The sequence below is a fragment of the Streptomyces sp. NPDC050508 genome (assembly GCF_040655155.1).
Classification (GTDB): Bacteria; Actinomycetota; Actinomycetes; order Streptomycetales; family Streptomycetaceae; genus Streptomyces.
Genome location: NZ_JBFAJJ010000002.1, coordinates 644827 through 658990 on the forward strand (window position 1 = coordinate 644827; position 14164 = coordinate 658990).

Below are 14164 nucleotides of genomic sequence, written 5' to 3' on the forward strand. Positions count from 1 at the left end.
CCGTCCTGCCGGATGGACTGGGGGCATGACGACATCTCAGGACGACTTGCTTCCCGGTACGCGCCGGGCGTTGCTGCATCGGATCGCCGTGGCCCAGGCCGAGGGGCGGGCGCCCTCGTTGGTCGCGACGGTGGTGCGGGACGGCCGAGCCGTCTGGCACGGCGCGCGGACCTCGGTGGACGGGCACGGGCCGGACGAGAACGTGCAGTACAGGATCGGGTCGATCACCAAGACGTTCACCGCTGTCTTGGTGCTGCGGCTTCGTGACGAGGGCGTCCTCGATCTTGGTGACCCTCTGGAGAAGCATCTGCCGGGCACCGGCGCGGGGGAGGCCACCGTCGCCCAACTGCTCGCGCACACGGGCGGGTTGGCGGCCGAGTCGCCGGCTCCCTGGTGGGAGCGGACGCCGGGTTCTCTGCGTCCGGAGCTCCGCGATGTGCTGGGCGAGCATCCCCGGCTGCATCCGGTCGGCCGTCGGTTCCACTATTCGAACCCTGGCTACGCGGTGTTGGGCGCGCTCGTCGAGGAACTGCGTGGCGCCTCGTGGAAGGACGTACTTCGGCGGGAAGTGCTCGAACCTCTGGGCCTCGACCGCACCAGTGCTCAGCCGCAGGCACCGCACGCGGGTGGCTGGGCGGTGCATCCGTGGGCCGACGTGCTGTTGCCGGAACCCTCCGAGGACCTCGGTCTTATGGCGCCGGCCGGTCAACTCTGGTCCACCACAGGCGACTTGGCGCGGTTCGCCGTGTTCCTGGCCGCTGGAGACGATCGCGTACTGAGTGCGGAGTCCGTGCGGGAGATGCGGACCCCCGCGGCACCGCCGGAGGCCTCCGACGTTCTGGACGGCTCCGCATACGGTCTCGGCCTGCAGGTCCAGCGCCGCGACGGCCGACTGCTCATCGGCCACGGCGGGTCGCTGCCCGGCTTCCTGGCGAGCCTCACCATCAGCCTCACGGACGACGTCTCGGCGGTGGTACTGGCCAACTGCACCTCCGGGCCCCCGCTGTCATCGGTGGCAGCCGATCTCGTCCGTATCGTCGCCGAGGCCGAGCCGAGGATTCCCGAGCCGTGGCGCCCTATGCCCGAAGTCGACGCGGCCGTACTGGAGTTGGCGGGGCAGTGGTACTGGGGTACCTACGGTTTCGCCCTGCGGCTGACAGTTGACGGAGGGGCCTTGTTGGAGCCGTTGGCCGGCAACGGCCGCCGTTCGCGTTTCCGGGCCAACGGCGACGGCACCTGGACCGGGCTGGAGGGGTATTACGCCGGAGAGCTCCTGCGGCCCGTACGGCGCCCGGACGGGTCCGTGAGCCACCTGGACCTTGGATCGTTCGTTTTCACGCGTCAGCCGTACGACGAGAGCGCTTCTGTGCCGGGTGGGGTGGACCCGGAGGGGTGGCGGGGGATTCGTTAGCCGTCGTAGTCGGGGAGACGTCGTGTTTCACGTGAAACACGACGCCTCCTGCTGTCGGCAGGAGGCGTCGCTCTCTCGTCAGAGCGGGAGCTTGAAGCCCACGTGTGAGGCGGTGAAGCCGAGCCGCTCGTAGAACCGGTGGGCGTCGGTGCGTGTCACATCTGAGGTCAGCTGGACCAGTTGGCAGCCCTGGCGGCGCGACTCGGCAATCGCCCACTCGATGAGCTGTGTGCCCAGGCCGCTGCCTCGCTCGTCCGCGTGGATGCGTACGGCCTCGATGATCGAGCGCGTGGCACCTTTGCGGGACAGCCCCGGGACGACCGTGAGCTGGAGGGTGCCGACGACGCGGCTCTCGCGCACGGCGACGACCAGGTGCTGGTTCGGGTCGAGGGTCAGGCGTTCCAGCGCGGCCAGGTAGGGCGTCAGGTCGTCCGGTGACTCGCGCTGGGAGCCCAGGGGGTCGTCGGCGAGCATGCCGACGATGGCGGGGACGTCTTCGGTGACCGCGGCTCGTATTTCAAGATCTCCCATGGTCACACCATATGCAGCGGTGTGAGGTGGGGGACGGGGCTAGGCAGGCACGTTCATCGACTCGACGACCCGGACCAGTGGCGCCAGCTCGGGGTTCCTGGCCGCTTCGTCGAGTGCCTCGCGCAGGGCGGTGTCATTGGTCGGACGGGCCTCTTCGAGCAGGGTGAGGCCGGACTCGGAGACGTTCGTGTAGATGCCCCGTCGGTCGGTCGGGCACAGGTAGCGCGCGAGCAGGCCGCGGTCCTCCAGCCGTGTGACCAGCCGGGTGGTGGCGCTCTGGCTGAGGACGACCGCGTCGGCGACCTGCCGCATCTGCAGATGACCCCCGTCACCGTCGTGCTGTCGGCTGAGCACGTCGAGCAGGGAGTACTCCCGCATGCTCAGATCGTGCTTGGCCTGCAGGGCGCGCTCGATGTGCGCCTCGATCCTCCCGTGGAGCAAGGAGAGAGCGCACCAGCCCTGGGCGAGGGCGGTGAGTGCGGGGTCTGTCGCTGTCATTGGCGTTTCCTCCGTCCCGGAGCGGCTGAACCCAGGATAGAGCACAGGTGAAATAGTCCGCGCTTGCATATAGCCCGCGTATGCAACTATTGTGAACGCACGCAAAGCGCTCCTGCAATCTTCTGGGAAGGGTACCTCCACATGCCTCTCGCGCTTCTGGCCCTCGCGATCGGGGCCTTCGGAATCGGAACGACCGAGTTCGTGATCATGGGCTTGCTGCCCCAGGTCGCGGATGACTTCGGGGTCTCCATCCCCACCGCGGGACTGCTGGTCACCGGCTACGCGCTGGGCGTGGTGATCGGCGCCCCGCTGATGACCGTGCTCGGCACCAAGATCCCTCGCAAGCGGATGCTGATGCTGCTGATGGGCCTCTTCATCGTCGGCAACCTGCTCTCCGCCGTCGCTCCTTCCTTCTCGGTGATGTTGATCGGCCGCGTGGTCGCCTCACTCGCCCATGGCGCCTTCTTCGGCATCGGCTCGGTCGTCGCGGCCGAACTGGTCGCCCCGGACAAGAAAGCCGGAGCCATCGCGATGATGTTCACCGGCCTGACCGTCGCCAACGTCGTGGGCGTCCCGCTGGGCACCCTCGTCGGGCAGTCCGTCGGCTGGCGTGTCACCTTCGCCATCGTCGCGGGCCTCGGCGTGATCGGCCTGGTGGGTATCGCCAAGCTGGTGCCCGACCTGCCCAAGCAGGAGGGCGTACAACTGCGGCACGAACTGGCCGCCTTCAAGAACACCCAGGTCCTGCTCGCCATGGCGATGACCGTCCTCGGCTTCGGCGGTGTATTCGCGGCCATCACCTACATCGCGCCGATGATGACCCACGTCGCCGGCTTCGCAGACGGCTCCGTCACCTGGCTGCTCGTTCTCTTCGGCCTCGGCATGGTCGGCGGCAACCTCATCGGCGGCAGGTTCGCCGACCGCGCCCTGATGCCCATGCTGTACGTCTCGCTGGGCGCCCTGGCCGTCGTGCTCGCGCTCTTCACGGTCACCGCGCACAACAAGATCGCGGCAGCCGTCACCATCGCCCTCATCGGCGCCCTGGGCTTCGCCACCGTGCCGCCGCTGCAGAAGCGGGTCCTCGACCAGGCACACGGCGCCCCGACGCTGGCCTCCGCCGTGAACATCGGCGCCTTCAACCTGGGCAACGCACTGTCCGCCTGGCTCGGCGGCCTCGTCATCGCGGCCGGCTTCGGCTACACCGCCCCCAACTGGGTCGGCGCCGTCCTCGCCGCGGCCGCTCTGGTCCTCGCGATCCTCTCGGCCGCCCTGGAGCGCCGTACCAATGCCCACGGCGCGGTCGTGGCGGGCGGCGTGCCGAGCGGGCAGCGGACCGCAGTCCACCACTGATCCACCGGGCCGCGGCAGGCAGGCACGGGGCCAGGGTCGTCCGCGTGCCTCCCGGCCGCACCCGGCCGTCCTACCGACACGCGAAACAGCAACACCCGCAAGGAGAAACCCTGATGAGCACCACCACCGCCGTAGCCCCGTTGACCATCCAGGACGCCGAACTCCTCGTCACCCATGCCCGTCGAGCCGCGGAGGCCGCCGGAGTCACGGTCAGCATCACCGTGCTGGACGCCGGCGGTCATCTGCTCGCCTTCCGGCGGGACGACCGGGCTGTGCTGATCTCCGGAGAGACCAGCACCCGCAAGGCGTACACCGCCCTCCAGCTGAACGCACCCACTGCCGACCTCGTCGACGCCGTCCAGCCCGGAGGCCTCTTCCACACCCTGCCCACCGCGCTCGACCGGCCGCTGCTGTTCATCGCGGGCGGCATCCCCGTGCACCGTGACGGCCGGCTGATCGGAGCGATCGGGGTCGGTGGCGGCGCGCCGACGCAGGACCACGGCTTCGCCCAGGCCGCCGTGGAGGCACTCGTCTGACGTCTGAAGATGGCGGAAACGCCGGTTCCCGATCATGTCGGGAGCCGGCGTTCTCCGTGTCCGGAAGCCGTCAGCCGGCCGCGACCGTCAGGGGAGCGAACCGTCGGGTCCAGTCACCGGGCAACTCCGCGATTCCGTACGTCATGACGGCGTTGAAGGCGGAGGACACCAGCCCGCGTTCCTTCACCCAGGACAGCAGGTCTTCGTGGCGTACGTCGATGTCGGTACGCAGGGGACGGTCGGTGCGCGCGGCGAGTGAGGCGAGGAGGGCCTTCGCCGTCTCCGAGTCCTGTGCGATCAGTGGGCCCACGACCTGGGTGCCCATGTTCGGCCAGGCAGCCGCGTACCCGATGATCCGGCCGTTCTCCTCAGCCACCCGCAACTGGTCGGCGAAGGCGGGCAGTCGCGTGATGATGGGCGTGCGGTCGGTGCCGAACACCGCCTCATCCAGGCGCAGGATGCGGGTGAGGTCCTCGGCCGTGGCCGCACGGGTGGAGATCCGGGACTCAGGTCCATCCGGTGCGAGGTGGCCGCGCAGTGTCTCGGCCCGGCCTGTCGCCTTGAAGCCGAGTTCTTCGTAGAGCGGGCGGCCGTTCGGAGTCGCGTGCAGGGTCAGTGGCGTGGTGCCCATTGCCGAAAGCAGGTGGCGCATCAGTCGGCGTCCCACGCCCTGGCGCGCATACCGTTCGGCGACCAGAACCATGCCGATGGCGCCCAGATCCGGGCGGCCCTGCGGTCCGTACTCCGTGACGACACATGCCGCGATGAGGCCGCCCTCGGCATCGTCGATGCCGTAGCCCTTCCCGGCGCTGAGGAGGAAGCCCCACTTGTGTTCCTCGCGTGGCCACCCCCGGTTCTCGGACAAGTCGGCGCAGGCGATGCGATCACGGAGCGTCAGCCGGCGGATGGGCAGAGCGGCGAGGGAAGGAGTCGGCACGCAGGTCAGGCTGTCTGACCGCGTTGTCGGCGTCCACCTGTTTCCGGTGAGACGTACTCGCTTTTGGCCATGTCATGGCCTACGACACAACGCACCGACAGAAGCCGGATGTTTCACGTGAAACACCGGCGAACGGCGAGCGTCCGGGAGGCTCGCGGAAGGTGCCACAGTTCCTCCCACTAACCTCATGGTTCATGGCGAGACTTCATCTCTTCGACCTCGACGGCACTCTGCTGCACGGATCCAGTGCGCCCCTGGAGATCTCCCGTCAACTCGGTCTGGAAGCCGAGACGATGGCGCTCGAACAGGCCATCTCGGCCGGGCTCATAGCGCCGCCGGAGTATGCGACTCGCGTGTACACGCTGTGGGCGGATCTCACCGAGGCACATGTGACGGCGGCCTTCGAAGGGGCCCCTTGGCTGGCACGGATCCGTGAGGTCTGGGCCGAGATCAGGAGCGCCGGCGAATACTGCGCCGTCGTATCGCTCTCGCCTTCCTTCTTTGTGGAGCGGCTCACGGGCTGGGGCGCGCATGCGGCACACGGATCGCTTTTCCCCGCTGTGCCCTTCACCGAGCCTTCCATGGACCTGACCGGAGTCCTCAGTGCCGCTGCCAAGGTGGTGATCGCGGATCGGCTGTGTGAGGAGTTCGGGGTGACGAGGGCGGACTGCGTCGCCTACGGCGACTCGATGTCGGACAAGGATCTGTTCAGTGCCGTGCCCGTCTCCGTCGCGGTCAACGCTGACCAGCATCTGTCGGGCCTTGCGTCCCACTCCTATGCGGGGCGGGATCTGTGGGATGCCTACGAATTGGTGCGCGGCGCCCGGTAATTGAGGGAATTGATGGTTCGCCCCTCCCCCTGTGCGTGGGGGAGCAAGGCCGGACTTGTGTGCGCAGCGCGGGCCGGTATGGTCGACTCCGGTTCTTGTCCGGGGCAGGGCGTCGCGTGAGAGTACTGCGGGCAATGTCACACTCTCGCCTTACTTGTCCGTACGCAGTGGGAATGTGGGTTGGATATGGCTGTATTGGCCGCTTGACCGAACGGGGAAAAGACAAGCCGTCCGCGCGGAAAGCAGGCAGCTTCCGACTGAGGGAGCACGCCGTCCGACCGAAAGATGTTCGAGGCGAGGCACACCATGGACGCTCCGACCACCGCGTCGGCCGACAACGGCACGTCCGGCGGCAGCGGCTGGTTCACGCCGCGTAAGCAGCCGGAAGTGCCTCCGGGCGGTGGACGTGAGACGACGGAGGGGCGACGTCCGGCCGTGCTGCGACCGGTCCGCAGAGGCGCGGCGGGGAGCAACGAGCGCCCACCCACGGAGAGTTCGGTGCGATCTGCTCCGAGCCGCGACGGTGCCGTGCGGGATCCGGACGGGCACATTGCTCAGAGGGACGTCCCACCCGGCCAGGAACGAATACCACCGGCCTTGACCGCCCCGCAGCCCGCCACGCCTGTCCAGGTCCTGCCTCCCGCACCCGAGCGGACTGCACCGGCGCCGACCTCACCCCCGCCCGCCGCGCCCGCTCCGGCCGTCGCGGAGGCAGCCCCGGCCGTCGCCGTGCGCGTGCCTGCCCAGCGTTCTTCCGGCCCCGTCACCGAGAAGGCCTCCCCGGACGCCGTACTCATCCGCCGGACCATGGCCGAAGTCGCTCCCGTCGCCGACAAGGTCACCTCGTACTTCTACGCGTTGCTCTTCGTACGGCACCCCGATCTGCGGTCGCTGTTCCCGGCGGCGATGGACACCCAGCGGGACCGGTTGCTGAAGGCGCTGCTCACCGCGGCCGAGCACATCGACAACACCGAGGTCCTCGTCGCCTATCTGCAGAACCTCGGCCGTGGGCACCGCAAGTACGGCACCCGGGCCGAGCACTACCCGGCCGTCGGCGAGTGCCTCATCGGCGCGCTGAACAAGTACGCCTCCGCCGTCTGGGACGCGGAGATGGAGGCGGCCTGGGTCCGGGCGTACACGACGATCTCGCAGGTGATGATCGACGCGGCGGCAGCGGACGAACTGCGCGCCCCTGCCTGGTGGCACGCGGAGGTCGTCACCCACGATCTCAGGACCCAGGACATCGCGGTCGTCACCATTCGCCCCGACCAGCCCTACCCCTTCCTCGCCGGGCAGTACACGAGCGTGGAGACGCCGTGGTGGCCGCGGATCTGGCGGCACTACTCCTTCGCCTCCGCGCCCCGCTCGGACGGACTTCTGACCTTCCACGTGAAGGCCGTCCCGGCGGGCTGGGTCTCGAACGCGCTGGTGCACCGCGCCCGGCCCGGTGACGTCATCAGGCTCGGCCCGCCCGCCGGTTCGATGACCGTGGACCACACGACCGACAGTGGCCTGCTCTGCCTCGGCGGCGGCACCGGCATAGCGCCGATCAAGGCACTGGTCGAGGACATCGCCGAGCACGGTGAGCGGCGGCCGGTGGAGGTGTTCTACGGAGCCCGCACGGACCACGACCTCTACGACATCGACACGATGCTCCGGCTTCAGCAGTCCCATCCATGGCTTGAGGTCCGGCCGATCGTCGACCAGCAGGGGCACCTCCAACTCCCGGACGCCATACGCGCGTACGGGCCGTGGAACGCGTACGACGCCTATCTCTCGGGCCCGCCCGGAATGATCCGCAGCAGTGTCCATGCCCTGAGGGACGTCGGTATCCCGTCGGAACGCATACGGCACGACTCGGTCGAGGAACTGGTGGCCACCGGGAGCTGACCCGGCGCCGGCGGTGTCAGCCCAGATCGGGAGCGTGCATCGCGCGGACCCCTTCGATGTTGCCGTCCAGATAGTGCCGTAGAGACAGGGGCACGAGATGGACGGACGCGATGCCGACCCTGGTGAAGGGCACTCGTACGATCTCGTACTCACCGAGGGGATCGTCCACTTCGGGGCCGTGGCGTAGCGCCGGGTCCATGGACTCCAGGTGGCAGACGAAGAAGTGCTGCACCTTCACGCCGGTCGTGCTGCTGTTCTCGCCGATGTGCTCGACGGTGTCCACGAAGCAGGGCACCACGTCGGTGATCTTGGCGCCGAGCTCCTCGTGCACCTCGCGGTGCAGGGCGTCGACGACGGTTGTGTCCTCGGGCTCGACCCCGCCACCGGGCGTGACCCAGTAGGGATCTACACCGGGCTTGGTGCGCTTGATCAGGATCAGGTCGTCGCCGTCGAGGAGAACGGCGCGTGCGGTGCGCTTGACCACGGGTCGGACGGTCATGGGAGAAATGTGGCCCGGCTGGTTCCACGTGAAACATCGCAAGACGTCACCTTGACGGTTCAGAGCGTGACATTTGGCGGGGTCGGCGTGAACCGCTGACGAAGTGCCTGGTCAGCCCCAGTCGGTGGCCGCGCGGTGCAGCCACTCGTGGGCCCGGGCGATGTGCGGCATCGCAAGAGTTCCGGTGCGCACGACCAGGAAATACGTCCGCAGCGGCGGGACCGCGGGTTCGTGGAGCGGGACGACCTCGCCGCGCTTCAGCGCCAGGGCGCACAGATAGCGGGGCAGTACCGCGAGCCCGGCGCCCGCGATCACACAGGCGAGGACCGCACGGAGGTCCGGCACGATCACGGTGCCCGGGGCGGCCGGGCGGGAGTCGAAGACGGAGGCCCAGTATCGGGAGACGAAGGGCAGCGACTCGTGGACCTCGACGACGGGGAGGTCGTCCAGGACGGGTGCGTCCTTGCGGTCGAGCTTCGCGGAGCCGATCTGCTCGGCCCGGTGCGGGGCGGCGACCAGGACGTGCTCCTCGTCGCAGAGCGTTGTCGCGGTGAGCAGAGCGCCTCGCGGACGGGCCGTGCTGATGGCCAGATCATGATGTCCGGCGGCCAGTCCCTCCAGGGTCTCCTCGGCGTTCCCGAAGGACGCACGCAGCGCGAAGCCCTGGCTGTCGTCGCCGGTCAGCTTCGTGAGCGCGGGCAGCGCCCGCTCGGCGGTGAACTCGGGAGGACCGGCCAGATGCAGGGTGCGCAGCGAGGAGTCGTTGTCGGGCCCCGTCTCGGCGATCTCAACGAGAGCGTCGAGATGCGGAGCGGCCTTGTGCGCGAGTTCGTCGCCCATGGTCGTGGGGGTGACTCCACGGGCCTGGCGCAGGAACAAGGGGCGGCCCAACTGCCGTTCCAGGGTGCGGATCTGGGACGTCACCGCCGGCTGCGAGAGACCGAGCAGGGCTGCGGCACGGGTGAAGGAACCAGCCCGGTGCACGGTCACGAAGGTGCGCAGCAAGGCCAGATCCATGGCACGCACTCCCCTTTCCCCACCCTTCCTCCGGCCCCGGGCAGGGCCCAACTATAAATAAGTCGATAGGTCTCTGTCGCTACTGTGATTGGACACTGACACAGAGTCAACTAGCCTTGTGCGCGCGGTTCTTCGCGCGCAGAACCGGGGACGGTCCGAGCCACGAGGGGGGAGGCTCGGACCGTCCGTTGTACGTAGCCGGACACCGGCCGGCGGTACGTAAAGCGCTCACCGCGCCGACTCGTCCAGCGCACGCAGCACATCGGCCACCAGGTCCTCGGGATCCTCGGCACCGACCGAGAGCCGAACGAAACCCTCCGGTACCGCGTCGCCTCCCCAGCGTCCCCGGCGTTCGGCCGTGGACCGCACCCCGCCGAAGCTCGTCGCGTCGTCCACGAGCCGCAGCGCGTCGAGAAAACGCTCGGCACGCGTGCGCGTGGGCAGCGTGAACGAAACCACACACCCGTAGCGCCGCATTTGCTGCGAGGCGATCTTGTACGAGGGGTCGTCGGGCAGCCCCGGGTAGCGCAGGCCCGTCACGTCGGCCCGTTCGCGCAGGACCTGCGCGAGGGTCAGCGCGGTGGCGTTCTGCCGGTCGACACGCAACTGGAGCGTGGCGATCGAACGGTGCGCGAGCCAGGCCTCCATGGGCCCGGGAATCGCGCCGACGACCTTGCGCCAACGGCGTACGGCGGCCATCGCGGAGGCGTCGGACCCGGCGACGTATCCGAGAAGGACGTCCCCGTGCCCGGTGAGCTGCTTGGTGCCGCTGGCCACGGAGAAGTCGGCGCCGAGTTCCAGCGGGCGCTGCCCCAGGGGCGAGGCGAGGGTGTTGTCCACCGCCACCAGGGCGCCACGCGTGTGTGCCGCCTCGGCGAGCCGTCGTACGTCACACACGTCGAGCCCGGGGTTCGAGGGGGTCTCGATCCACAGCAGCTTCGCGCCGTCGAGGAGGTCGAGCTGGGCGTCCCCGCCGGTCGGCGCGGTACGCACCTCGATGCCGTACGCCTCCAGCTGCTCGCGCACCAGGGGCAGCACCTGGTAGCCGTCGTCGGGCAGTACGACCGTGTCGCCGGCGCGCAGTTGGGAGAAGAGCACCGAGGAGATGGCGGCCATGCCGGAGGCGAACACGAGCGTCTCGACGTCGTCCCGCCCGGGCGCCTCCAGCTCGCCGATGGCGCGCTCCAGATGGGTCCAGGTCGGGTTCTCGTCCCGGCCGTACTTGTACGGGCCCGTCGCCTCGCCCGGGAGATGGAAGTGCGCCGCGAACACCGGTCCGGGGAGCGTCGGTTCGTACTTGACCGGCTCGGGAAGACCGGCCCGCACCGCGCGCGTGCCGTCCCCGGCGCCGCTCCCGATACCTCCGTCTGCAGCGGAATCACTCATATCGCTCGTCCCTCCACTTCCTCACGTACCGCGGCGAGCAGTCCCGTGCTCGCCGCCTCCACCATCTCAAGACACTCCTTGAAGCCGTCCAGGCCTCCGTAGTACGGGTCCGGTACGTCGAGGTCGTCGGCGACCTCAGGGTCGTAGGAGCGGAGCAGGTGGACCTTCTGGGTGTCCTCCTCGGTCGGTGCGAGGCGGCGCAGGGCCTTGCGGTGGCCGGAGTCGAGGGCGATGACGAGGTCCAGGCGGGAGAACCAGGAGGCCTGGAACCGGCGGGCGACATGGTCGGTCCCGTAGCCGTGCTCCTCCAGGACGGCCACGGTGCGCGGGTCCGCGCCGTCGCCCTCGTGCCAGCCGTCCGTGCCCGCGCTGTCGACCTCGACCAGGCCGCCGAGCCCGGCCTCCTCCACCCGCGCGCGGAAGACCGATTCGGCCATCGGGGAGCGGCAGATGTTGCCGGTGCAGACGAAACTGACGCGGTAGGTCATCGCGCGCTCAGTCCCCTTCGGGCAGGACGACGTTGAGCGCCCAGGAGACGACCGAGATGATCAGGCCGCCCAGGACGGCGGTCCAGAAGCCCTCGACGTGGAAACTCAGGTCGAGCTTGTCCGCCAGCCACGAGGTGAGCATCAGCATCAGCGCGTTGACCACCAGGGTGATCAGACCGAGCGTCAGGATGAACAGCGGGAAGGTCAGCACCTTGACGATGGGCTTGACCAGGAAGTTCACCAGGCCGAAGACCAGGGCGACGAGGATCAGGGTCCAGACCTTCTTGAAGGTGCTGTCACCGGTCAGGGTGATCTTGTCGAGCAGCCATACGGCGACCGCCAGGGCACCCGCGTTGGCGATCGTCTTGACTAGGAAATTCTTCATGTGTCTGATCGTGACAGAAGAGATCGACTCCGAGCGTGGACGAGGGCGATGAAGGCATTCCGGTTGGATGAACTGGAGGCGGAGCGTGCCGCCAACGACGGGGCATACCTGCAGTTCCTGCGTGAGAAGAACATGTCGGTCGGCCTGTACGCACTGGACGCCGGTGAGTACGACCGGCAGCAGCCGCACAACCAGGACGAGGTGTACTTCGTGGTGAGCGGCCGTGCCGCGATCACCGTCGGCATGGAGACCACCCAGGTGGCGCGCGGCAGTGTGGTCTACGTGCCGGCCGGGGTGGCCCACAAGTTCCACCACATCAGCGAGGACCTGCGGGTGATGGTGGTGTTCTCTCCACCCGAAGCCTGACCCGCGTCTCAGGGTTCCCTAGGGGAACGGTCAGGGGAGGACAAGGGATACGAGGCCCCCGTTCGGCTCTCGACCGCCCTAGCATCGAGTGCAGGACATCAGAGATCCGGCACAGGAGTGCCGGACACCGACAGGACCCGGTTCGAGCGACGGGCGGAGAGGTACAGGACGAGGACAATGCGAGAGATCTTCGCGGGACTGCCGTGGTGGGTGAAGTGGGTCGCGGTGCCGGTCATCGCCCTGGTCGTGTTCGGCGGGCTGATAGCGACCGTTGTGAGCATCGTGATCGGACTGCTCTTCAAGCTGCTGGTCTTCGTGGCGCTGGTCGGTGGAGTGATCTACGTCGTGCGGAAGTTCACGTCGAGTTCCTCCTCACGCGGCGACTGGTGAGGTCCCTGCTGGGCAACCGGTGATCGGTAACAGGAATCACCGGTTCCCTCGGGCGAGGGAAGTTTTCCGGACAGGCCGTCTGCGGGTGGCGGTAGGCGGTTAAAGTCCGGAATTCGACGCGGGGACGAAACCCCGCGGGCGGCGCACCCCCTCCCCGTGTTCCCCGCACGGGCTGCCCCCTCGCGCTTCGGGAGTGACCCTTGGCCACGGTTGACACCGCACCCGTAGTACCGCACGCACCTCCCACCCCGCCCGTACCGCATATTCAGCCGCGCTCGGTGGCGGTCCCCACGCGGCTGCGCCCAGTGGCGGCCCCGCCGCAACAGCGCTCCGTGACGGTCGCCGACCAGCAGCAGTCCGCCACCCTCATCGGTTCCGTCCAGCGGGCGATGCGCTTGTTGGAGTCCGTCGCCGCGCACCAGTACGGCGCCCCCGCCAAGCAACTGGCCCGCGAGACCGGCCTCGCCCTCCCTACGGCATACCACCTGCTGCGGACCCTCGTGCACGAGGGCTATCTCCGCCGTGACAAAGGGCTGTTCTTCCTCGGGGAGGCAGCCGAGCGGTTGAGCAGCAGCGGAGCACAGGAGAAACGTCGCAGCACGATCGTCGACGCGCTGGCCGCCTGGCGGGATTCGATCGGCGTACCGGTCTACTACGCGATGTACCGCGAGGGTGAGATCGAGGTCATGTGCGTCGCCGACACCCCCGGCAACCCGGCGGTCGAGGAGTGGGCCGACTTCCGTGAGACGGGGCACGCGCACGCGATCGGGCAGTGTCTGCTGGCCCAGTTGGACGAGGACGCCCGCCGCGACCACCTCGACCGTTACCCCGCGCAGTCCCTCACCCCGTACACCGTGCGGGACGGCCACTCCCTGTTGCGGCGCCTGGAACGGATGCGCCGGATGGAGCTGGTGGTGGAGCGTCAGGAGTACGCACTGGGGACGGTCTGCGCGGCGATTCCGATCACGCTCGGCGCCACGGCGGCCACGATGGCGATTTCCCTGCCGTCGCATCAGGCCGATCGCCTGTTGGCCGCGGCTCGGCAGTTGCAGAGCGAGGTCGGGAGGCTGCTGGGGTCGCTCGCGCTCTCTATCAGTATCTGAAAACTTACTCCTTGTGATCTAACGTGTACGTTCAGCAATATTCCTTCAGTGTCACGGGGATCATTCCCGGCCAGGCAACGGCAGTTGACGGGATAGGCGATGCGCGAGTCCGTACAGGCAGAGGTCATGATGAGCTTTCTCGTCTCCGAGGAGCTCTCCTTCCGTATCCCGGTTGAACTGGGTTACGAGACATGCGATCCGTACGCCGTACGGCTGACCTTCCATTTGCCGGGCGACGCCCCGGTGACCTGGACCTTCGGCCGGGAGCTGCTGATCGACGGCCTGGGCAGGCCGTGCGGGGAAGGCGATGTGCGGATCGAGCCCGTCGATCCCGAGATGCTGGGCGAGGTGCTGATCCGGCTTCAGGTCGGCAGCGACCAGGCGCTGTTCCGCACCGGCACGGCTCCCCTCGTGGCGTTCCTCGACCGCACGGACCGGCTGGTTCCGCTCGGCCAGGAGGGCGCCCTCGCGGACTTCGACGCCCATCTCGACGAGGCGCTCGACCGCATCCTGGCGGAGGAGCAGAGCGCCGGCTGAAGCGTTGTTA

17 protein-coding genes are annotated in these 14164 nt (G+C 68.5%); 9 read left to right on the forward strand and 8 right to left on the reverse strand.

Features of this window, described 5'->3' with window-relative positions:
• Window positions 1-25 precede the first annotated feature (25 nt).
• Window positions 26-1411: a serine hydrolase domain-containing protein gene (locus AB0I69_RS08130; protein ID WP_363094732.1), complete on the forward strand. Its 1386-nt coding sequence runs from the start codon at window positions 26-28 to the stop codon at window positions 1409-1411.
• A 78-nt stretch (window positions 1412-1489) separates the two neighbouring features.
• Here AB0I69_RS08130 and AB0I69_RS08135 read toward each other — a convergent pair whose 3' ends face one another.
• Both AB0I69_RS08135 and AB0I69_RS08140 read right to left on the reverse strand, forming a co-directional pair.
• Entirely contained in the window at window positions 1490-1942 is a 453-nt protein-coding gene (locus AB0I69_RS08135) for a GNAT family N-acetyltransferase (protein ID WP_363094733.1), read from the reverse strand.
• Window positions 1943-1981: 39 nt separating this feature from the next.
• Window positions 1982-2440: a MarR family transcriptional regulator gene (locus AB0I69_RS08140; protein ID WP_363094734.1), complete on the reverse strand. Its 459-nt coding sequence runs from the start codon at window positions 2438-2440 to the stop codon at window positions 1982-1984.
• Window positions 2441-2581: 141 nt separating this feature from the next.
• Here AB0I69_RS08140 and AB0I69_RS08145 point away from each other — a divergent pair, with 141 nt between their 5' ends.
• Window positions 2582-3790: an MFS transporter gene (locus tag AB0I69_RS08145; RefSeq protein ID WP_363094735.1), complete on the forward strand. Its 1209-nt coding sequence runs from the start codon at window positions 2582-2584 to the stop codon at window positions 3788-3790.
• Between the two features lie 113 nt (window positions 3791-3903).
• Complete coding sequence (locus tag AB0I69_RS08150) at window positions 3904-4326, forward strand: heme-binding protein (RefSeq protein ID WP_363094736.1); 423 nt, start codon at window positions 3904-3906, stop codon at window positions 4324-4326.
• A 70-nt stretch (window positions 4327-4396) separates the two neighbouring features.
• Here the strand turns inward: AB0I69_RS08150 and AB0I69_RS08155 are convergent, their stop codons facing one another.
• Window positions 4397-5263 (reverse strand): GNAT family N-acetyltransferase, encoded by an 867-nt coding sequence (locus AB0I69_RS08155; protein WP_363094737.1) that lies wholly within the window; start codon window positions 5261-5263, stop codon window positions 4397-4399.
• Window positions 5264-5457: 194 nt separating this feature from the next.
• Between AB0I69_RS08155 and AB0I69_RS08160 the strand changes: the two genes are divergently transcribed.
• Entirely contained in the window at window positions 5458-6093 is a 636-nt protein-coding gene (locus AB0I69_RS08160) for an HAD-IB family phosphatase (RefSeq protein ID WP_363095031.1), read from the forward strand.
• Between the two features lie 285 nt (window positions 6094-6378).
• A complete protein-coding gene (locus AB0I69_RS08165; RefSeq protein WP_363094738.1) occupies window positions 6379-7983 on the forward strand; it encodes a globin domain-containing protein in 1605 nt (534 codons plus the stop codon).
• A 16-nt stretch (window positions 7984-7999) separates the two neighbouring features.
• Here the strand turns inward: AB0I69_RS08165 and AB0I69_RS08170 are convergent, their stop codons facing one another.
• The 5 genes from AB0I69_RS08170 to AB0I69_RS08190 form a co-directional block, all read right to left on the reverse strand.
• On the reverse strand, window positions 8000-8482 hold the full coding sequence (locus AB0I69_RS08170) for an NUDIX hydrolase (RefSeq protein WP_363094739.1): 483 nt from the start codon (window positions 8480-8482) through the stop codon (window positions 8000-8002).
• Window positions 8483-8593: 111 nt separating this feature from the next.
• A complete protein-coding gene (locus AB0I69_RS08175) occupies window positions 8594-9499 on the reverse strand; it encodes a LysR family transcriptional regulator (RefSeq protein WP_363094740.1) in 906 nt (301 codons plus the stop codon).
• 228 nt (window positions 9500-9727) lie between these two features.
• A complete protein-coding gene (locus AB0I69_RS08180) occupies window positions 9728-10885 on the reverse strand; it encodes a cystathionine gamma-lyase (protein WP_363094741.1) in 1158 nt (385 codons plus the stop codon).
• A complete protein-coding gene (locus AB0I69_RS08185) occupies window positions 10882-11373 on the reverse strand; it encodes a low molecular weight protein-tyrosine-phosphatase (protein WP_363094742.1) in 492 nt (163 codons plus the stop codon). The genes AB0I69_RS08180 and AB0I69_RS08185 overlap by 4 nt, the downstream gene beginning before the upstream one ends.
• A 7-nt stretch (window positions 11374-11380) precedes the next feature.
• Entirely contained in the window at window positions 11381-11758 is a 378-nt protein-coding gene (locus AB0I69_RS08190) for a phage holin family protein (protein WP_363094743.1), read from the reverse strand.
• Window positions 11759-11806: 48 nt separating this feature from the next.
• On the opposite strand from AB0I69_RS08190, the gene AB0I69_RS08195 reads away from it, so the two are divergent.
• The 4 genes from AB0I69_RS08195 to AB0I69_RS08210 all read left to right on the forward strand — a co-directional run bounded on the left by AB0I69_RS08195 (window position 11807) and on the right by AB0I69_RS08210 (window position 14154).
• Window positions 11807-12124: a cupin domain-containing protein gene (locus AB0I69_RS08195; RefSeq protein ID WP_363094744.1), complete on the forward strand. Its 318-nt coding sequence runs from the start codon at window positions 11807-11809 to the stop codon at window positions 12122-12124.
• 177 nt (window positions 12125-12301) lie between these two features.
• Complete coding sequence (locus AB0I69_RS08200) at window positions 12302-12514, forward strand: DUF5326 family protein (protein WP_019055111.1); 213 nt, start codon at window positions 12302-12304, stop codon at window positions 12512-12514.
• A 332-nt stretch (window positions 12515-12846) separates the two neighbouring features.
• The gene (locus tag AB0I69_RS08205) at window positions 12847-13617 is read left to right on the forward strand and encodes an IclR family transcriptional regulator C-terminal domain-containing protein (RefSeq protein ID WP_363095033.1); all 771 of its coding nucleotides are present in this window, start codon (window positions 12847-12849) and stop codon (window positions 13615-13617) included.
• 99 nt (window positions 13618-13716) lie between these two features.
• Complete coding sequence (locus AB0I69_RS08210; protein ID WP_363094745.1) at window positions 13717-14154, forward strand: SsgA family sporulation/cell division regulator; 438 nt, start codon at window positions 13717-13719, stop codon at window positions 14152-14154.
• Window positions 14155-14164 lie beyond the last annotated feature (10 nt).